This is a genomic window from Arthrospiribacter ruber, assembly GCF_019343195.1.
Lineage (GTDB): Bacteria > Bacteroidota > Bacteroidia > Cytophagales > Cyclobacteriaceae > Arthrospiribacter > Arthrospiribacter ruber.
In genome coordinates this window covers 1-21,689 of record NZ_RPHB01000002.1, presented here as the reverse complement: position 1 = coordinate 21,689, position 21,689 = coordinate 1, and the positions used below count along the sequence as shown (strand labels likewise).

The window sequence follows — 21,689 nt, the reverse complement described above, 5'->3', positions numbered from 1 at the left end:
TAAATCATGTTTTACAGATATTATTTTTTTTAGCCCGGTCAGATTAAGTGGATGTGAAGTTTTTTTTTGTCGTTTTCTGAAAACACAGAACTATACTTTTGAAATACATTGATCTGAAATAAATAATATGATAAACCTTTCAAAAGCCAACTTACTTGACTGCAGGAAAATCAAGTTTGAAGATTGAAATTGAAACTCTGGTTTAAAAAATGTAAATTTCCTGTTCATTCCAGCAAACCGACAAACCTATGAAACCTTTTCTTTTGACCATTCTTATTCTTGTATCATCCGTAGCTTCAGCACAATCCGTTGGGGCTAACTGGAAAAGACTTCAGGCAGCCAACCAAGCTGTGCCAAGACATGAAAACTCCCTTGTGGAGTGTAATGGGAAATTCTACGCACTGGGTGGAAGAGGAGAAAGGCCTGTGGAAGCTTTTGACCCTGAGACAAATGAATGGACTATACTTGCAGATAGCCCAATGGAATTTCATCATTTTCAGGCTATCGCTTTCGAAAATGAGATATACGTTTTAGGTGCCTTTACAGGTCCTTATCCACATGAAACCCCAATCCCGGAATTTTTGATTTTTAACCCCCAAGACAATAGCTGGAGAAAGGGACCCGAAATCCCTGAAAGCAGACGTCGGGGATCTGCCGGGGTATTTACACGTGGAGATAAAATTTACATGGTCTGTGGCATCATTGATGGCCACTGGAATGGATTTGTTCCCTGGTTTGATGAATATGATACCAAAACAGGTGAGTGGAAAGTATTGCCCGATGCTCCCCGGCCAAGGGATCATTTTTCAGCCTCATTGGTTGGGGATAGGGCCTACATTGCCGGAGGTAGAACTTCTCATGCTGAAATAGGAAAAGTATTGGAGTTGACCATTCCGGAAGTGGATTATTTTGATTTTAAAACCAATAGCTGGTCAACAGTAAGTGCAGACCTGCCAACACCAAGGGGAGGGACTTCAAGTATCGGAAATGAGCCCTATCTTCTGGTGATGAATGGTGAAAGTATTCAACAAGTTCAGGGACATTCTGAAGTTGAGGTTCTGGATACCAGAGATGAGACCTGGACCAGGTTGCCTGATCTCAACCAAGGTAGACATGGGACAGGAGTGGTATATTGGAAAGGAAAAGTCTTTGTAGCTGCAGGAAGTGCCAACCGTGGAGGTGGACCGGAGTTGAATGACATAGAATGTCTGGAGTGGAAATAAAATCGAGACGGGCCGTCTTATCAGATTAAAACCCACAGATAGGAAATAACTACTTCACTTATTTAGGGCGTGCTGAAAAACGCCAACTGAAGAATAAATGCTTTAAATTTTGATGAATACCCCGTTTGTCAGGTATTTTCTTTTTAAGCAGGTGCACGCTTATTCAATGTTATAGTTTGATTTCCGTGCTCCTTAAAATTTTAAAATTCGAAATTTTAAGGCTAGCCTCAGGCATACCATCTTCTTCATTGGGCTCACTCGAAGTATAAGCATACATCTTCATTCGCCCGCTTTGAATCTGGCATACCTGAGACTTTTTCAGCAAGCCCTATTTAAGGTGAAGTAATTTTTGATTTTGACCTTTAGCCAAGATGATCTGAGTGAACTTGTTGAAGAGTTGGATGAAATGACTTTCATCAGCTTAACTCATACACCTATGTTTTTTAAATTCTGCTCTGAACCAGGAAATCTGTACTATTCCATATTGTGAGTTTTATAAATGCCCGGCCAGGTAATTTACATGGTTAACTTTTACTTGGGTTGGAATTCTACTATTGGTCAATTCATCAGAAAGCCCGTTCAGAACATTGTTGTAAATTGCACACCTTTACCAAGCAATAAATAATATGGGTTAAAAACTGCTATCATCTGACCGGTAAGTTATTTAAAAAGTAGATCCATTAAAGTTTTTGAGGCTTTTTGCTGAAAATCATTAAATAAGCGCTATCCCGAACGAAAAAATTAGCATGAAAATCATTATTGAAGATTACAATCCAAAATGGGTTGGATTATTCCTAACCGAGAAACAAAAATTGAAGGATCTTCTGGAGCAGTTTTCTCCTGCAATAGAACATATTGGGAGTACCAGTGTGGCGGGATTAATGGCAAAACCGATAATTGATATTATGGTAGGGCTTAACCAGGAAGAGCAATTGGATCAGGTGATCGGTCCAATGACCGGTAATGGCTATACCTATTTCAAAATATATGAAGCCATTTTGCCTGAAAGACGCCTTTTTGGAAAATTGAAACCTTTGGTACCTATTGAAGTCCCTGAAGTAATCGGTCTAAATGAGGAATATATTGCAGGCAAAGAGTTCTTTTCTTTAACTCATATCCATGTATTGGTAAAAGACAGTCCTGAATGGATAAGGCATCTTGCATTCAGAGATTTTCTAAGGGCACATCCAAAAAAAAGAAATGAATACCAAACTTTAAAGATTGAATTGGCCAAACAAGAGTTTCAGCACCACTTTGAATATAATGCAGGTAAAAATGATTTTATAAAAGCTACTGAAAAATTGGCCTTGGAATGGTATCAGGAAGCTTAAGGGAAATTTGGGACAGATCATAATTTTCAGAATTCAATTACCTTTCTTCAAACAACTTGACTATTGGCTTTTCGAGCTCATATTGCCACAATCTGTATCCCATGATATTCCAGCTCTTTTAATTTCATCCCCGCGAGCAGCAATTGATCCGTTTCTATGCACTTCCTGATTTCCTTCACAAGAATGAAGTGGGATATTTTTTATTGTTATGGTTAGAGTTAGCGATCTTGGATTTTTAGATGCAGGTGAATTTTCTTCATTCTAAATTTTATGGGCTAAACTTCACCTTTCCATCACTAGTCCTTCAAACTCTTGGACTTTATCTATTTTTAAAGTGACTCTGCCATTTTGAAATGTAAAAGGAATTTCTTTTTCACTAACCATGCTCCAAATGCGTTGAGGCTTAAATTCAGTGCGAATTTCAAATTCTGTATCAAAGACCGGTAAAGGGTCAAAATAAGTATTTCCACTAAATCCTGTCAGATTGACTAAATGTAGGATCATACCGTCTTTTGCCTCATTGCCATAATTCTCAGGGGTGTTCAAGGCATAGTTTTGTAAAATCACCTCAATTCTCGGATGGGCATTGGTCCTGATGAGTTGGTCCACTTCCGGAAAAATATAGTCTAACAAATCCAAGAGTAGATTTTTATGCTGCTCGTAGCCATGTAGAAAATAAAGCCTTCCCAAATTAATGGGCATCAAAACCGCTTTTCCGCTATTGTGATTTTTAATGCCAACAGCATGGAATCCAGTAGGTTCATGACCGCCAATGATTTCAGGAGGTCCGGGGATACCCGGTGTTAAAATAGGTAGTTGCGTTTCTGTTGCCCCATCAAAATCATAAAGCCCTAGGTTGAATTTCCAGAACAAGAGAGATTGTTTGTCAAATCGAGTGAAGAGGTTTTTATTATCAGGTTGAAGGTAAAACCCGGCTCCATCATGGTTCAGTTCCTTTATTTTGGCACCAAATAAGTCATCTAATATTTTAGGATGGTCTGAAAGAGAGCGATTGGTAGCAATGATATGGACTCCGTCATTGACCAATCTTTTCAAAGTAGCCAATGCATTTTGATCTACAGAAGATATTTCAGGCAAAATCACCACCTTGTATTTGCTAAGGGCCTTTTCCTGTTGAGCGATTTGGCTCTTCTCTATGATATCAAATTGGATATGTGATTCTAACAACATGAGCTGGATTCCTCTGTATTCCTGGGCGGCTTCGCCCGAAGGCCAAGAGCCAGGTGCTATGACAGCGACTTTTGCAGGTGATTTGTAGTGGCCAAAATAAGGCTCATATTTTTTGTGGTGGGCGTACACTTTTCTGAAAACTTCAAAATTACGCTCGTCCTCATAGTCTCTGAAATCTCCCATGAGGCTCAGATCAAGCCCTGAACCATGAGCAATATTTTCATATAACCTGATGGCCACTTCTTCCGGTTCTATGGCATTGTACCTTGACTGGAAAGAAATCTGCTGAATACTGGCATTGCTGACAATATGGTCAGGAAAGGAATGTCTGGTATTGTTAACATTGTCCGATGCGTTGTATGGCCAATAGGGTAAGGAATTGGTCTGGGATTCATGGCGGATGATGTCAACATGATCTTCTGAATAGGTACATATGGCGATATTTTTGTTTTTGGACTTTACCAAAAGGTTTAATCTTTTGATGATGTCGTCAGCAGTGAATTTTTTGAATTCTTCATACTTTCTGAAAACAGGGTCATTGCGGTCTTCTACCTTGGGCAATTCCATTCCACCACTGTATTCCTTAAAGCGCTTTTGATCATAGGGATTTTGATCTATGCCGTAATATTTACCTATGTAAGGGTTGCTTGTCTGATAACCGGGCATATTGATGAAAATACCATCTATGGGGTAAAGGTCAATCACTTCCTCTACAATGTTGAAGATTTGTTCCTGTTCGTAGGGAGCATTGATTGAAACCGTATAGAGGTCCTCATTGGTGATATGTTCGCCATCCGGGGAGATGTAAAACCAGTCTGGGTGTTTCTCGAAAATACTTTTGTGGGCACGGCTGAAATCAAATCGGACGATTACACGGATACTGTTTTCATGGCATTTTTTGATCACCTCTCCCAACATGTTTTCCTGCATAAAAGGATTGGTATAGTGATATTCCAGTTTGGTCGGATAAAAAGCCATGATACCACCTGCATTTATAATCAAGGTGTTGGCGGAAAAATGAATCAAATCTGTAACCAATGAATCCGGATCCAAGGTAGCAGCTTCATAAGCAGGAAGATTGGTCTGTATAACCCTTAGGTTATTTGCTTTCCACCACTCCAGGGAATCAGGCCAACTGACCTGTGCATTTGCTTTCAATGGGAAAACAATTAGCAGAAGTATGATTGATAGAAGCAATGGGCATGCAATTGGTTTTTTTGATAGGTTCATTGTAGGTCGGTTTTGAGAGGAAACTTAAAATTGCCTTGTAAATAGCAATGGATCAAATTAATAGAAAAATGTTGTTAACCTTCTAAAATTTGGATAAGGGGATATTTTATTGGGACAAAGTGATGGGGTTTGGTAATAACTGTATGCTTTTTAGCAGTTCAGTGCGTGGAAAGGAGGGTTTCACAATCATGCTTAAGTTTCAATTTCCATTTCAAAGGTTAAGCCTTTGCTCTGTTGGAAATTTTTCATTTTCAAAATGTTGGCTTAGGCGTAGAGCAGATTGGTTCTAAGGATATTTGTATGGACTTATATGATCGAAGAGCTAAAGCCATTTCGGTTTTGTCGGATATTTAATAAATATAAAAGCTACAATTTTCAAGAGATGTTAATATACTATTAATCCAGAATGAACTTTCTGTGACATTCTCATAAGTATCAATTCCCGGTTCTAAAATTTGGTAACTTTGGATTTGAAAGAATTTTAGAAATGTATAAGTCAGAGGGGAATTTATGGGAAGACCTGCGTTCCGGGAATGAAAAGGCTTTTGAGTATTTGTTCGATCAGTACTGGAGCTCCTTATTTCGATATGCCTTTTCTATTTTAGAGGATGAAAATGAAGCTGAAGATTTGGTTCAGGAGCTTTTTCTGGATATCTGGGAAAAAAGAGAAGTGCAACTTCCGATAAGGACTGAATGGAAAGTTTTCCTTTTCTCCTGTCTAAAAAAGAAAATCCTTAAAACCTTCAGAAGTCAGGGAATACGTAAAAAACATCTGGAACAGCTTGTTCATCAGATTGAAAAATCTGACCTGCCATTAAAAGATCTTCTGCATAAGGAATTGCTTGAACTGATTCATGCCCAGACATTGGTACTGCCGGAAAAAGAAAGGCAGGTCTTTTTATTACATGAACTGGAAGGCTATACTGCCAAAGAGATTTCCTTACTTAACAAAGTTTCTGAACAGACTGTACGCAATCAGATCGCATCAGCAAGACACAAAATCCTTCCTCAGATTACCAAAGTATTAACTACTTGTTACTATTCTACTCCAATTGCTAAGTTTCTGTTAATTCGATTTTTTGAATAGTTGAAATGGATTCCTCGGGGTACTTCTACCAAACGACGTACTCTTGGAAAATCACAAAATATCCCGCTTACTGGATAAATACCTCAATGGGACTGCCAACGAATCAGAAAAACAATTACTGGAAAATTGGTTGGATGGCATTGCAGCTTCAGGTTCCGAAAAGCCTGATGTTAATTTAGAAAAAGTGTCCAGGGCAAAGAAAAATGCCATGGCCGCAATCAGACCTCCACGAAAAGTTTTTCAGTCCATTGTATTGAAAGTCGCTGCTATATTGTTGCCATTTTTGATTTTGACAATATTGCTTTGGAAAACTGTTGGCAGCTCATATCAGGAAGTAGTAGAAAGTACTCAGATAGGGGAGTTCAAAGAGTTTTTGTTGCCCGATAGCAGCTTTGTACTTCTAAAACCAAACTCTAGCCTGAGCTATCAAAAGGGTTTTGAAAAGGAGAGAAAAGTAACCTTGTCGGGCAGTGCCTTTTTTGATGTAAAAAGAAATCCGGATAAAGTTTTCAGTGTCACAGCAGATGATTCAAAAATAGAAGTACTTGGCACATCCTTCGAAGTACAGACTTATAGCCAGTTTCCCGAGCAGCGCATTACGGTAGCAAGTGGCAAAGTAACCGTCGCCTACAAAGGGAAATCTGTAGCCACACTTGAGCAATCAGAACAGCTAAAAATCAATAGACAAAACGGGACTGTGGTCCAAAGCAAAACGGAGTACTATCAGGACCTGAAACTTAAAAGGCTTGTTTTTGACAATGCAGACCTTAAAGAAGTCGCCCATCTTCTTACAAGCTATTATGATGTACAGATCAGTTACCCGGATGGTACGGGGCTGGGATTAAGTGCCAATTTGGAAGCAGGCTTAGACCTGGAAGTCATAATTGATGTGTTGAGTAGTATACTCTCCAAATATGACTTGAAAATCAAAAAAACAGGATCGAAAAACTACGAAATTCAATAACCCGACACCTGTTGGAGCAGGTGTCGGGACAGGCTAATTGAATGAAATGGTTTCCATCAATAACCTTTTATTAACTAATCAATCGCTAAAGTAATGAAAAAAAACAAATTGGAGAAAGTACAAATTCATCGTGTCTTTCTCAGCATCTGTGGGAGTTTTGCGCTCTTACTTTTGACCAATTATGCCATTGCCCAGGGATCAGGGACATTGGGATATGCAAAAGCTGAAGAAATCCACTTGTCAGAAGCGCTGGGTATGCTTCAGAAAAATTTCAATCTGAATATAATTTATGATGCCAAAGAGCTAGATGGATTAAAAGTCAGCAGTAAATCAATCCTAGCAAATGATGCGGAAACGTTTTTTTCCGAACTCACCAAATCCAAAGACATCCTTGTGGAAAAAAGAGGAGGGGTGTATTTTATACAGTCTGCATCAAAAAACGCCACTTCAAATACATCAAAGCCAAAAAAAGTTTCAATTGAAGTGAAAGGAAAAGTGATTGATGAGGAGACCTCCGAAGCACTTTTTGGGGTCACCATTCAGGTAAAAGGTAAAAGCAGTGGTCAGGTGACGGATTTTGATGGCAACTTTAGATTTGAAGGCCTTGAAGAAAATGATGTACTGATATTTTCAATGCTTGGTTATGAACCTCTGGAGGTCCCGGTGGGCAACCGCAGTGACTGGACCATCAGAATGAGAAATAAGGAAAATCTTTTGGATGAAGCTGTAGTAATTGGCTACGGTGAAGTCAGCAGGGAAAAATTAACAAGCTCTATAACCAGTGTTGCTCCCAAAGAATTTAATAGGGGAGTCATTGCAAACCCCGAACAGTTGCTGCAGGGTAAAGTGGCAGGATTGGTGATCAGCAGAGACGGAAACCCCAATGGAGGTTCGAGTATTGTATTGCGCGGAGCTTCCACACTTAGAGAAGGAGCCGCACAGCAGCCTTTTTATGTCATAGATGGAGTTCCGGGTGCTTCTATCAACTTGGTATCTCCTGACAACATAGTATCCATAGAAGTTTTGAAGGATGCATCTGCCACTGCAATATATGGAAGTAGGGCTGCCAACGGTGTAATTCTTGTCACTACAAGAAAAGCACAACCTACATACGGCTTTAGTTACCATGCCTATACAGGTGTAGAACAAGCCTCCAATTCACTTCGGATGATGACAGGAGACGAACTGAGGTCTTATCTTGCCAAAAACGGCCAAAGCCTTTTTCCAAATGACAACGACTATTCAATAAATCAAGGGGATACTGCTTTTGTAAATACGGACTGGCAGGATATCGTTACAAGGACGGCCATCAGTCAAAACCACACCCTTAGCTATGGAGGAGGGACAGATAGAGCTACTTTCAATGCCAGCCTCAATTATTTTAACCAGGAAGGAATTATCCGGGAATCCGGAAGAGAAAGGATAATAGCCCAGTTTTCATTAAACCAAAAGGGATTCAATGATCGTTTGAATTTGAATTTTCAGTTGACCAATTCACTTGATCGGCAGAAGCTGGTGAGAGGAGAGGTTTACAGGCAAATGGTCTCCTATCTTCCTACGGTCAATGTAAGAAATGAAGATGGAAGTTTTAAAGAAAATACCATCGACCATACTTCCAATTACTTCAACCCTTTGGGTATTCTTGAACTGAATCAGGATAGCAGGGAAAACAATACAATCCTGGGATTTATATCAGCAAAGTTTGATGTGACTAAGCAGTTAAATATCAATGTACTGGGTTCGTATCAGTTGGAAAAATTCGAGGGAAAACAATACCAGAACAGCGAATCCATATTACCGATTGGCTATGAAGGAACTTCCTATTCTGGCCAGCAGGTAGGTGGCATAGCCAAAAGGTTCAGTGTTCAGAACAATAGAAAGGTTTTTGAATCATTCTTTGAATATACTCCCCTGAACACGATGAACCAGGAACTGAAAATTTTGGGTGGATATTCCTGGCAGGACGACGTCAATAATGATGGCTTTCAGGCCACTAATACAGGCTTTGTTTCCGATGTGACAGGAGCTGAGAATTTGGCTTTGGGTTCCAATACATTGAGGGTGGATTATGGCAATTTTCTACAGGTACCATTGAGGATAATTTCATTCTACTCCAGGGTAAACTATTCTCTTTATGACAAGTATCTCTTACAGGTTTCCCTTAGAAGGGATGGATCCTCTGCATTCAGCCGGGACAACAGGTGGGGCAACTTCCCATCAGCATCTGTGGGCTGGTTGATCCATGAGGAAAACTTCCTTTCCGGTCAGTCATTGCTACAGCAGCTAAAGCTCAGAGCCGGATATGGTGTTACCGGTAACTCTCTTGGGTTTGATCCCCTTTTGACAGTCTTTAGGTTTGGTAGCTCAGGAACCTACTACAATAACGGGGTCTATGAACAGGCATTAGGTTCTGTAGCCAATGTAAATGACGACCTTAGATGGGAAAGAACTTCTATGTTCAATCTGGGCATTGACTTTTCACTTTTCAGCAGTCGTGTAAATGGTAGCCTTGAAGTTTACAATAAGTATACTTCAGACCTTATTTTCAATTATCCGGTTTCTACCACATTATTTGTACATCCCACGATGACTGCAAATGTGGGAGAAATTTCTAATAAGGGCGTAGAGCTTACTTTGCAAGCCAGCCTAATGCAAAAAGGAAAGTTTGCATGGGAGGTTTCAGGAAATATATCGAACAACAGAAACAGGGTAGAAAAGCTTTCAAACTTTGAGTACCAGCTGGATTCAATTCCTACAGCAGGTGGTTCTGGAGCAGGAGTGAGCGGAGTATCCACCCAATTGATCAAAGAAGGCTATCCTATAGGTCTATTCAACCTTTTCCAATGGACCGGAAGAAATGAAAATGGCATTTCAACTTTCCGCACCGCGGATGGTGGGGAAACCTCAGCACCCAGATTTCCTGCTGATGCCATTCTTATGGGACATGCACAACCCAAATTCACCTATGGTATAGGAAATAACTTCTTTTACGGAAACTGGTCTTTGAATGTGTTCATACGAGGTGTTTATGGAAATCAAGTCCTGAATTCTACCAGAGCTGTGCTCTCCAGTATCAGTCAGGCTTATTTAAGAAATATTCCTCTTTCAGCCCAGGATGAGCCCATGACAGATGTAAATAACAATTTTTACTCTGACCGCTATTTGGAGCCGGGATCATTTCTTCGGATAGACAATGCTACACTCGCCTATAATTTTCCCATGGTAAACAGCAAAAATTTCAAAAACCTGAATGTCTACGTCACAGGCAACAACCTGTTTGTCTTTACCAAATATTCAGGAATCGATCCAGAGGTAAACCTTGGAGGGTTGACTCCGGGATTTGACAATAATAACTTTTACCCTATGACCAGAGGGTTCCTGCTGGGATTGACCCTGGATTTCTAAAAACCTTAAAAAGTGCTTCCATTCAAAGGGAAAGCCCAGAAATATCGATGGAAGCTGAACCATTTCAGAATTCTTTGAATAAAAATTAACATGAAAATGAAAAATATACTAAGTGCTTTATTATTACTGGGACTACTGGCCTGCACGGACCTTGATGTGCCTATAGAGTCCAGCTATACTTCAGATGTGTTTCCAAGATCAGACGCAGAGTTTGCCTCCGTAACCGGGCCTGTATATGTACAGCTGAGAAACAATATAGCCCTTGACTATTATTACCTGCAGGAACTGACAACAGATGAAGCAGTCCTTACTGCCAGAGGAGCAGATTATTATGATGGGGGAAGGTACATACAGCTAAATCTACACACTTGGGATGAAACACACCCCCATATCAATTCCACTTGGACTTGGGCGTATAGAGGTATCAGCCTTTGTGGTGAAATACTGGCCGCCCTGGAAAATGCCAGTGAGGGTGAAATAAAGGACGGGACCGTAGCAGAAATCAGGACAATGCGCGCACTCTATTATTTCTTTGTGATGGACCTGTTTGGAAATGTTCCTATCAGCCCTGAATATGGGGAGCTTACACTACCTGGAAATTCAGACCGAAGTGCAGTTTTTGCATACCTGGAAAATGAAGTTTCAGAAGCTTTGCCTTTCCTGTCCAAAGAAATAGGTACAGCTACATACGGGAAACCAACTTATTGGATGGCCCATGCTCTTCTTGCAAAAATGTATATCAATGCTGAAGTATATACAGGAACAGCTAAGTATCAAGAAGCAGTAAACTCCATTAACATCATAATGAGTGCCAGTGAAAACGGGGCTAACCAGCCCTTTGATCTTGAGGAGAATTACATGGAAATGTTTGGCTTTAACAACGGACCACATATTAAAGAGACCATATTCGCAATCCCATTTGATCAAAATTTTGGTGCCAATGGGATGAGGTTAGGGAGATTTCCTTTGCACCCGCTTTCCAGAGTGAATTTTGGATTGCCGACTACAATTAGCGTTGGTAATTGTCAACATACCTGGGCAGATTTTTACTATTTATTCGAAAAGGATCCAGAGGACATCAGAAATGGGATTTGGTTGGTCGGACACCAATATTATAATGATGGTAGCCCCATGATGGATGGGGATTACCATGTGTTTTTGGACCCTGAGATTGCATTTGTGAATGTGGAAACCTTCGATAGAGGGCGATCTCCACAACAGATTGCCCAAGGAGCCCGAAATGTAAAATACACGCCAGACCCAACATGGACTTCCAGCAGAGATTCCAGAAATGATTTCCTACTGTTCAGGTATGCCGACTTTGTCCTGCTAAAAGCAGAGGCTTTGCTAAGGGGAGCAAATGACCCTATGGGCCAAAACCCTTTGGAGCTAGTCAATCAGGTCAGGTCAATCCGGAATGCCAGCACCTTGGCTGCCATTGATCTGGATATTCTCTTAGAAGAAAGAGGTAGGGAAATGGCTGGCGAAACCTGGAGAAGAAATGACCTGATCAGGTTTGGGAAATTTGAAAGTGAATGGGGCAGAGATGCTGAAACCAATTTACCGGTGAAAACCAACAATGAAACATACAGAAGGGTTTTTCCCATTCCTCAAGGTGAACTGGCAACCAACCCTAAATTGATTCAAAACCCCGGATATTAAAGTTATGCTGAAAAGGTTATTAATATTCTGTTTGATATTTTCAGGCTTGGTATTAAGGGTTGAATCACAGACAATTGACCCAACTGTTAGATCCAATAAATTCATAGTTATTGGTGACTGGGGGAGAAATGGAGATGATCAGCAGCTGGAAGTTGCTGATCAACTTCTCCATCAGGTGAAAAAATATAAACCCGATTTTATCATTTCATCAGGTGATAATTTCTACCCTAATGGTGTCAGAAGTATCCTTGACCCCTTGTGGAAATATTCATTTGAAGATATTTATAAAAGCTATCATCTTCAGATAGATTGGTACGCTATTTTAGGAAATCATGATTACCTCGGTGACCCGGATGCCCAGGTGGAATACTCCCGCATTTCCAGAAGATGGAACATGCCTGATAGGTATTACTCCAAAACTATTCCTATAAAAGGAAGTAGAAAAAAGGCTTTGTTCATTTATATAGATACCAATAGCCTCATCCCAGAATTTTATGCCAATTCTATCTACGGTCCCAATGTTGCCAAGTCCGACTCCTTAGCCCAAAAAAAGTGGATGAAGAAACTCATTGAAGAAGAAGATGACGAAATTGCCTGGAAAATCGTAGTAGGTCATCACCCTGTATATACAGGTGGAAGGACCAATGGTTATGACACCAGGTCCATTAGAAAATCATTGGAAAATTTGTTAAGGCATTCAGAAGTAGATCTTTACATCAGCGGCCATGACCACAGCCTTCAATACCTTGAGCATAACGGAATCAAACAGGTGATTTCTGGGTCGGCATCAGAAGTTACCCAAAGTGATACGCTGCCATATACAAAGTTCACCGCATCAGAGCCAGGCTTTATCCTATTTTCCTTGACTGAAGAGAAAATTGAGTTTGATGTCATCAATAAGAGTGGAGTAACACTCTACCATAGCAAAATTGAAAAGTAGTCTTAAATGTATTTATCGATAAAGAGTTTTTCTCTATAATCTGAAATTCCGGATGATTAAACGTTTTCATCCGGAATTTCTTTTAATCGAAAACCAAAAGTTTGGATAGAATGACTGATTAAAATTATTCAAAATCCATCTGCGAATTTCAAAACTTTTTTGACCCTACCTCATTCTTGGAAAGCAATTATATCTATTCAATAGATTTGACTTGTTCATCCTGTTTATTAAAATTTTCTTGATTTTTACTGATGTATAAGTATCCAGACTTAACTTAAAGTTCTACTCCGATTCATAATAGAACCTTTTGCAAAAATCAATTATTGTTCCCGATACAGGCCTATCTTTTTTATGAACTGAACTCATGGAGAATTGACCTTCCAAATAAAAACAATGTCATTTATTTAAAAAAAAAGTTTATTTAAATTAACTTAATTGAAAATTTTTAATATTACCAATTATTTACAATTAAATATTAGTTAAGTTTTTTTCTGATTTCTTGAAATAACCTGCACATAAAATAAAATAAGCATAACCTGAACTGGTATAAACGAAATGTTTATTAAAAATAGATTTGCAGAATGATATCTGATGAGTTCACTATGTCCGGTTAAAGCCAAATTATAAAGAATTTTTTCAGTCCAAAGTTTTGGAGCTGTGGCCATCAATATCATTGCTTGAAAGAATATCTGAAAAACCTAATCCTATGTAAGCCTATGAAACAAACAAAATGAGAAAACCGGGCTGCGCCAACAACCCGGTTAAGAATTAAGCTATAAAACGACTTATAACATTAACATTTAAATTTATGAATTTTATTTTACTTAAAAGCAGGTATACTGCAATCAGTAGCTTGCGGATAGTGCTATTTTTGGTACTTATCTGTCATTCATCTTTCGCCGGGAATCTAAGCCCGACATTGAAAGGTTCTCCGGATACCTATAACCTCTTGTATCAAAAGGAACTCAGGGGAAAAGTCCTCGATGCAAAAAGGAATGAACCCGTAGTAGGTGCTTCTGTATTCGTTCCCGAAACAAATATTGGTACTATTACTGACCTTGAAGGGGAGTTTTTGATCATGGTCCCTGATGAGACCAAGGAACTGATCATCTCATATATAGGCTTCAGAAGTCAGCATGTTGCGATAAGCAATGAAACTTCAATCCTTGTATATCTAGAAGAAGAAGGAGACCTTCTGGAAGAATTTGTTGTAATGGGCTATGATGTCCAACGAAAAAAGGACCTGACAGGTGCTGTTGCAGTGGTTAACATGGATGAAATTAAGAATATTCCGGTGGCCAATGTCGAAAACATGCTTGCGGGCAGGGCTCCAGGAGTTCAAGTGCTCTCTGATAATGGTCCAGGTGGTAATGTTTCAATCAGGATCAGGGGTTTTGGAACCGTCAACAACAATGATCCGCTCTATGTGGTGGACGGTACACCAATCTCAGGTGGGCTCAATTCAATCAACCCCCAGGATATTGAGTCCCTGCAAGTACTCAAAGATGCTTCTGCCGCTTCCATATATGGCTCAAGGGCTGCAAACGGGGTGGTTATTATCACAACAAAAAAAGGTAGGAGCGAAGAAACTTCAGTTAGCCTGGATGCGTATTCCGGGATTCAACAGGCCTTCAATTTGCCAAGAATGCTTTCCGCCCAACAATATGGAGACATGCTTTGGCAGGCATCTTTAAACGATGGAAGAAATCCAACTTCGGATATTTATGGAAATAACCCTCAAAGGGCACAGATTCCCATTTTCCTGAACCAGGCTGAAACAATTCCTTCCGGAGATACCGACTGGGTCAGAGAGATTTTTCAAAATGCCAAAGTGAACTCTTATAATTTGAATGTGTCCAAAGGGGATGAAAATTCCAGACAACTGCTCGGCCTTGGATACTTTAATCAGGAGGGAATTATAAGACATACCGGCTTTGACCGGTTTTCAATAAGATACAATTCAGAATACAGAATAAAGAACCGCATTACCATAGGTCAGAATTTTACCACATCTCTGACTAGAACCAATGATGTTGGAATCAATAGCTCACTTGGAAGTATAGTATATGATGCGTTTCAGTTTCCCTCAATCGTGCCAGTAAGGGATACTGAAGGAAATTTTGCAGGTAACCCTCTTAATGATATTGCCAATCCTCTGGGCTCATTGACCAGACAAAAGGACAATACCAGAAACAGGATAAAGGTTCTGGGCAATATTTATGGAGAAGCCGAAATCCTTAAAAACCTCTCTTTCCGAACAAACCTGGGTCTGGATTATGAAAACTATAACAGAAGGGCATTCGCCCCTTTGTATGATGAAATTTTATCATTAAGAGTAGTAAACAGCCTATCAGATAACAGCTCATTTTATTATCAGCTGGCATGGACCAATACCCTGAATTATAGTATAGAATCAGGAAAAAACAGACTGGATTTCCTTCTGGGACAGGAAGCCATTGAACAATACGCTGAATCAAAATCTGCATACAGGGAAGGGTTTCTCTATGAAGACCCAAATTTCAGGTACCTGAGTTATGGTACAGATAACCAACAGAATACAGGGGTTGCCGACCAATGGAATTTACTTTCATATTTCGGGAAAGTGAACTATTCCTTCGCCGATAAATATTTGCTTTCTGCAACAGTAAGATATGACGGTACCTCAAGACTTTCCAATAACAAATGGGATATTTTCCCCGCGTTTTCAGCTGGATGGAGAGTAAGTGAAGAAAATTTCATTGACCTGGGAAGAAGTGTCAATGAGCTGAAAGTCAGGGTTAACTGGGGGATGACAGGGAATCAGCAACTTCCTGCCTACTCAAGCCTTGCAAGCTTTCAGAACAATATCCATCATTCCAACTATGCCATAGATGGTGCACAGGAAAGTGTTGCGATAGGCCTCGTGGAAACAAGAGTAGCTAATGCCAACCTGACCTGGGAAACGACCACACAGTCCGGAATTGGTGTGGATGTTGAACTGTTTGAAAACAGGTTGTCTGTTTCTATGGATTATTTCAATAAAATTACTGACAATCTTTTAGTATATGCTCCAATACCACCGACATATGGGGGGACAAATGACGGCGTTTGGACAAATGGCGGAAAAATGAGAAATACAGGGCTGGAGATCGGTGCCAAATATTCCGGAAATGCAGGGGCTTTGTATTACAATCTGGGTCTGAACTATTCCTTCTACAGAAATGAACTCATGGAGCTCAGTGATGGAGTAAGTTATCTTGGAATTCCAGGCTCTTCCCTTCATTCAGTTAATTTTGGTCAGGAGGTGTCCCGAACTTTGCCCGGACAGGCCATTGGCTCCTTCTTTGGCCATGATGCCATAGGTATTTTTCAATCAGTGGAAGAGGTTGAGTCTTATGGTCTACAACCGAATGCCCAACCCGGCGATCTTATTTTTAGAGACGTAAATGGAGATGGGGTAATTGATGCCAATGACAGGACTGTAATAGGTTCTCCCCATCCCAAAGCAATTATAGGATTTAATGCCAATTTCAATTACAAGAATTTTGACCTTAACCTCTTCTTCAACGGATCTTTTGGTCAGGATATCTATAACCTTACCAAATACAAAACCCACTTCTTTAACCAGTCTGCTTACAACAAATCTGCAGATCTATTGGGAGCATGGACCCCCGAAAATCCGGGAGCTACAATCCCAAGACTTAGCCTTGATGATCAAAATGAAAATATCAGGCCCTCTTCATTTTTTGTGGAACAAGCATCATTTATCAAGCTGAACAACCTGCAAATTGGGTACAACATTCCTCCTCATAAACTGGGAGGACTTGAACTTAGGGTTTATGGACAGACAAACAACCTCTTTACCCTGACCAATTACAGCGGTATGACCCCTGAAATCGGCCTTCAAAATTACTCCAGCTCCAATAGAAACCTGGACATTGGAGTGGATAGAGGTGTATACCCTCCCTCCAGAACAATAATTCTTGGCCTCAACATCAAACTTTAAATCAAGAGAAATGAAATCTTACAGAATAATATTCTTATGCATTTTGGGAGCAATGCTTACGTTGGCATGTTCCCAGGAGTTTTTGGAAGAAGTACCGTTTGGAGAAGTTTCTCCCGCTGAAATGACCAGGCCTGAAAATGTGGAAAGAGCCATAATTGCTGCTTACAGCGTATTGAACGGTCAGTTTGACAATGCCACAAGTGGTTTTAATTCTCCCGCTTCCAACTGGAGCTTCGGGGATGCCGTTTCCGATGACTGCTACAAAGGAGGGGGAGGTACAGGCGATCAAAACCAGATCCACCAAATGGAAATCTTCAATACAACGCCTGTTATTGCCGATGTCCAAAGAAAATGGCTGGCATTGTATGAAGGAATAAAAAGGACAAACTATGCATTGTACCTTCTGGGAAATTCGGAAGGTTTTAATGCCCAGTTGAAAGATGTAAGGACAGGAGAACTGCTGTTTCTTAGAGGCCATTATTATTTTGAATTGAAAAAAATCTATAAAAATGTTCCGTTTCTTGATGAAGGGGATATCGAAATAGACTCATTCTACAAAGGCAATAAAGATCTTACAGATACGGAGCTTTGGTCAAAAATTGAAACAGATTTTAGAAATGCCAAAAACCTTCTTCCGGATAGCCAACAAGACATAGGTAGACCAAATCGCTACACTGCCTCAGCCTACCTTGCTAAAACATACGTTTTTCAGAAAAAATGGAATGAAACCATTCAGGAAGCAGATGAAGTAATCAATTCGGGAAAGTATAGACTGCTGGATGACTTTCGAGATGTATTTCTTCCGGAAAACGATAACAGTGAGGAAATAATTTTTGCAGTCCAGTTTTCCGTAAATGATGGAGAACCAAGACATTTTAACGGTGCTATTGGGGATAGACTTTCAGCTCCGGGAGGCCCACACTACCCGCAATATGGCTTTCACAGGCCAAGCCAAAACCTTATAAATGCCTATAAAGTTGATCAATCAGGTATTCCTGTTGCCGGAAATAACCTTTCTGAACTGGATTATGTGGACCCAAGATTGGACCATACTGTGGGAAGACCAGGTATTCCTTACCTAGATCTGGGGATCAATTATGAAGCGTCCTGGGCAAGAGACCTGAGTACTTATGGTCCATATGGTCCCAAAAAAAGGATCGTATCGGCTTTGTCCAGTCTTCAGGTAAAGGTATGGCCGTACATAAGCTCGCTTAACTATTATGTGATACGATATCCGGACCTTCTGCTTTGGAAAGCAGAAGCTCTGGTAGAAACTGGCAATTTGGAAGGAGCCAGAGAATTGGTGAACCAAGTCAGGATCAGGGCCAAAAATACTAAGCCTGTTTTGGCTCTTAACAGCCAAATGCCTGCAGCCAAGTATGCCATAGACAGCTACCAAACCCCATGGAACAACCCGGATGTAGCCAGGAATGCAGTAAGGTTGGAAAGAAGGCTTGAACTTGCCATGGAAGGACATAGGTTCTTCGATCTTGTCAGATGGGAGATAGCTGACGAAGTAATGAACACTTACTTTGATTCAGAGAAAAATCTACGCTCTCATCTTACTAATGGAAGGTTTGTCAAAGGAAAACATGAGTACTTTCCTATCCCACAGCTATACATTGATATTGTTGGGAATGAAAACGTTACCCAGAACAACGGGTATTAGGTTTTTAAATTCCCAAGCAAAGTGTCAATGGAATTTGTAAAGCACCTTTCTTTTAGAGAGGTGCTTTTTTTGTGTTTATATTTAAAAATTAATTGTACTAAAAAGTTATATGAACCTTTATTCAAGAAGGCTTAATTTGCAACAAAGCCTTTTTATAGGAATGAATTTACAATTCATATAATGCAAACTTGAGGAGATAGAAAATAGTGAAAATCTAGGGAGTTTTTTTCAATGGATTTTAGATTAAAATTAGAACCAATAAACAACCACGTTTTTTTTTGTGTATTCTGATTTTGTGCTTTAGCTTAGTTTGGATTTTCAAACCAATTTTATTTATGCATCAGGCATTATTCGATACTGTAGAGCAAATGATCCCTATGACAGCAAAAGACAAGGAGCTTTGCCTTCAGTATTTTAGGCCTTTTACTTATTCCAAAGGGGAATTGATAGAAAAAGCGGGTACAGTCCATGACTATCAGAATTTTATAGTGTCCGGCCACATGAGGAATTTTCATGTAAATGAAAAAGGTCTCGAAGTCACCGTTGATATCAATGAAGGCCCCAGATTTTTTAGCAGCTATTTGGCAATGATGGAAAGAAGACCTTCTGATGAAAACCTTCAGTGCATTACAGCCTGTGACATTTTAAGGGTCAAAAGGGATGATATAAATATCATGCTAAAAGAAAGCACAATACTAAAGGATTACACCATTTTGATCCTTCAACATTTTCTTGAAGAAGACAAAAAGAGGTTGACAGAAATGGGCAACCTTACCGCTGAAGAGCGATATAGAGCTTTTGTCCAAAAAAATCCCATGATAAACCGAAACGTCCCCCTCGTCTATATAGCCTCATTCTTAGGTATCCGGCCCGAAAGCCTGAGCCGCATCAGGAGGCAATTGATTTCTTAACATTTGTCAAGTGTAAGCTATAATCATTTTGTCAAATTGGTGAAAATTCAAAAATATGGGTTCACCGATACAGATAAAGAAGCATGGCATTTCAACACTTTTCAATAGGTATTCTGCTGAAGGACTTCTAAAACTTAATACAGAAATTTGGTTTGTTACAGCATTCATAGGCCAGGTTATCTTTGCAGCTTATATCATAAAGCTTTATGGAGGTGCTTCATTTAGGGGAGACTGGGAAGCCTGGAATTCCTTCATGCCACACGGATATCAAGAAGGTAGATTGTGGAGCAATGCCATAGTTTTCTTGCATATTTTTATGGCAGGGGTCATTACTATAGGAGGGCCTTTGCAGCTCATTCCCGCATTACGGAAGCATTTTCCAGCCTTTCATAGGATAAATGGAAGAATATATCTAGGAGTAGCGCTTCTGACCAGTATCACTGGGATATTGATAAACCTACTCAACAAACCCTTGGGGTCTCAGTTAAATGCCAATCTTACAGCATTCAATGGTGTTCTGATCATTGTTTTCTCCTACTTTGTTTACAGCCGGGCCAAAAGCAGCATGGTCTCTTCCCATAGAAGATGGGGGCTCAGGCTTTTTATGGCTGCCAGTGGTGTCTGGTTTTTCAGAATAGGTCTTATGTTCTGGCTATTGGTCAATTCAGGACCTGTAGGATTTGATCCCGAAACATTTGAAGGGCCAGCTTTGACCATATTAAATGCAGCACAGTTTATTCTTCCGTTAGCCTTTTTGGAAATGTATTTCCGGGTGGAAAAAAGTGGTAGGGACCTACCAAAAGTCTTTTATTCCATGCTCTTGATCTTGCTTACCCTTGTAACGGCAACTGGGATATTCGGTGCATCAATGATGCTTTGGTTTCCATATTTTTAATAGTTTAAGTTTATCTAGTCTAGCAAGGAAGAGCATGTTCTAATAGGGTTGCTTTATCAGTCTTCAAATAGTTGGATTGCTGAGTGTTTGTGCTCATTTTTTCATGATCTGTATCTCATGGTTTTCCAGCTCTTTTAATATCATACCCAAATGGAGCCATTGATCCGTCTCTATGTACTTCCTGATTTCTTCCATTAGCTTTAAGAGTGCCTTTCCTTTATTGATCCGCTCAAAGGGAAAGGGATCCGGATTTGATGAAATGATGCTGTCCAGCCTTTTATTGACCTGTATTTCTTTTTCATCCATAAGGGTAAGAATTTCGAAAATATCTATTGTTAATACTATTGACCTTTTTGTGTTGATATTTTAAACATATTTTTTAATTTGGAAAACCAGAGCTGCTCGATGATCCTGGTCCACAACCATCCCTCAGGAAACTTGAAACCATCAGAGCAAGACAGAAGACTGACCAGGAAACTCTCTGAGGCCGGGAAACACCTGGACATCATTGTGCTGGACCATATCATCTTTACTGAAGTGCTTAATCAGCTTTGCAGACAAAGGCATGATGTAGAAGGAAGGGGAGGGAGGGGTGCCTCCTTTTTTGCCTGAATCTTCTAAAAGTGATTTGTTGAGCTTTGCGGTCCTAAAACAAATATCAAACTCTTCGTACCTTCCAATCCAAAGACTTTTATTCCTATTTCGTTTAATTCCCTACACAGTCACTCTTCTCCGCAACCAATATCCAAAACCGATTGGGTGTTTTATTTTTAATCGCTTCAAGAATGGCAGGATTACTCATTTCCTTTGAAGGAATAACCTTATTGTCAATAATTTCAATCCATTGGGATCCATTTTCAAGCCAAGTGCTTAAAATCAGTTTTTTAAATCTTACTCTGGTAAGGCTCATTACAATGATCCAAGTTTTGTTTTCCTTCCAAAAAAACATTCTATACATCATGTAGTAAGATTGAATATATTTTTCAGATCACTTATTATTGACCTATTTAATTGCTTATAAACTTGGAGAAAAACGTTAATAATTTTCTCATAAATAGAAATCAAGATTCATAATAATTGTAATATTTCCTCATACAATTCCTTGAGCATCTTTTCCTGGCTTACCAGTTCCATCAACAAAAACTTAAGCGACATTAGGTTTATGCCAATTTTCTATATTTTGCGGAACTCAGAGC

Annotated in this window: 14 protein-coding genes and 1 pseudogene; 12 read left to right on the top strand and 3 right to left on the bottom strand. The window is 39.7% G+C overall.

What is annotated here, in order from left to right; all coding sequences use genetic code 11:
- Positions 1-248: 248 nt before the first annotated feature.
- The gene (locus tag EGN73_RS03110; RefSeq protein WP_219287024.1) at positions 249-1,223 is read left to right on the top strand and encodes a Kelch repeat-containing protein; all 975 of its coding nucleotides are present in this window, start codon (positions 249-251) and stop codon (positions 1,221-1,223) included.
- Between the two features lie 746 nt (positions 1,224-1,969).
- The gene (locus EGN73_RS03105) at positions 1,970-2,554 is read left to right on the top strand and encodes a GrpB family protein (protein WP_219287023.1); all 585 of its coding nucleotides are present in this window, start codon (positions 1,970-1,972) and stop codon (positions 2,552-2,554) included.
- A gap of 282 nt (positions 2,555-2,836) precedes the next feature.
- Here EGN73_RS03105 and EGN73_RS03100 read toward each other — a convergent pair whose 3' ends face one another.
- Positions 2,837-4,975 (bottom strand): alpha-amylase family protein, encoded by a 2,139-nt coding sequence (locus EGN73_RS03100; protein WP_219287022.1) that lies wholly within the window; start codon positions 4,973-4,975, stop codon positions 2,837-2,839.
- Between the two features lie 487 nt (positions 4,976-5,462).
- Here EGN73_RS03100 and EGN73_RS03095 point away from each other — a divergent pair, with 487 nt between their 5' ends.
- The 9 genes from EGN73_RS03095 (at position 5,463) to EGN73_RS03055 (ending at position 20,493) form a co-directional block, all read left to right on the top strand.
- Positions 5,463-6,062, top strand: coding sequence for an RNA polymerase sigma factor (locus EGN73_RS03095; RefSeq protein WP_009036194.1), 600 nt, complete (start codon positions 5,463-5,465; stop codon positions 6,060-6,062).
- A gap of 43 nt (positions 6,063-6,105) precedes the next feature.
- Positions 6,106-7,026, top strand: coding sequence for a FecR family protein (locus EGN73_RS03090; RefSeq protein WP_219287021.1), 921 nt, complete (start codon positions 6,106-6,108; stop codon positions 7,024-7,026).
- A gap of 93 nt (positions 7,027-7,119) precedes the next feature.
- On the top strand, positions 7,120-10,431 hold the full coding sequence (locus EGN73_RS03085; protein ID WP_219287020.1) for a SusC/RagA family TonB-linked outer membrane protein: 3,312 nt from the start codon (positions 7,120-7,122) through the stop codon (positions 10,429-10,431).
- A gap of 96 nt (positions 10,432-10,527) precedes the next feature.
- Complete coding sequence (locus EGN73_RS03080) at positions 10,528-12,093, top strand: RagB/SusD family nutrient uptake outer membrane protein (protein WP_219287019.1); 1,566 nt, start codon at positions 10,528-10,530, stop codon at positions 12,091-12,093.
- Between the two features lie 4 nt (positions 12,094-12,097).
- Complete coding sequence (locus EGN73_RS03075) at positions 12,098-13,033, top strand: purple acid phosphatase family protein (protein ID WP_219287018.1); 936 nt, start codon at positions 12,098-12,100, stop codon at positions 13,031-13,033.
- An 808-nt stretch (positions 13,034-13,841) separates the two neighbouring features.
- Positions 13,842-17,018: a SusC/RagA family TonB-linked outer membrane protein gene (locus EGN73_RS03070; protein ID WP_219287017.1), complete on the top strand. Its 3,177-nt coding sequence runs from the start codon at positions 13,842-13,844 to the stop codon at positions 17,016-17,018.
- 10 nt (positions 17,019-17,028) lie between these two features.
- Complete coding sequence (locus EGN73_RS03065) at positions 17,029-18,687, top strand: RagB/SusD family nutrient uptake outer membrane protein (protein ID WP_219287016.1); 1,659 nt, start codon at positions 17,029-17,031, stop codon at positions 18,685-18,687.
- A gap of 335 nt (positions 18,688-19,022) precedes the next feature.
- Positions 19,023-19,598, top strand: coding sequence for a Crp/Fnr family transcriptional regulator (locus tag EGN73_RS03060; RefSeq protein WP_219287015.1), 576 nt, complete (start codon positions 19,023-19,025; stop codon positions 19,596-19,598).
- Positions 19,599-19,653: 55 nt separating this feature from the next.
- Positions 19,654-20,493: a DUF2306 domain-containing protein gene (locus EGN73_RS03055; protein WP_219287014.1), complete on the top strand. Its 840-nt coding sequence runs from the start codon at positions 19,654-19,656 to the stop codon at positions 20,491-20,493.
- 93 nt (positions 20,494-20,586) lie between these two features.
- On the opposite strand, the gene EGN73_RS03050 is transcribed toward EGN73_RS03055, so the two are convergent.
- Positions 20,587-20,799 carry a hypothetical protein gene (locus EGN73_RS03050; protein WP_219287013.1) on the bottom strand — a complete coding sequence of 71 codons (213 nt, stop codon included), beginning with the start codon at positions 20,797-20,799 and terminating at the stop codon, positions 20,587-20,589.
- Positions 20,800-20,895: 96 nt separating this feature from the next.
- Between EGN73_RS03050 and EGN73_RS03045 the strand changes: the two are divergent.
- Positions 20,896-21,067 (top strand): annotated as a pseudogene (locus EGN73_RS03045) (JAB domain-containing protein); the annotation flags it as partial.
- 132 nt (positions 21,068-21,199) lie between these two features.
- Here the strand turns inward: EGN73_RS03045 and EGN73_RS03040 are convergent.
- Entirely contained in the window at positions 21,200-21,403 is a 204-nt protein-coding gene (locus tag EGN73_RS03040) for a hypothetical protein (RefSeq protein WP_219287012.1), read from the bottom strand.
- Positions 21,404-21,689: the final 286 nt, after the last annotated feature.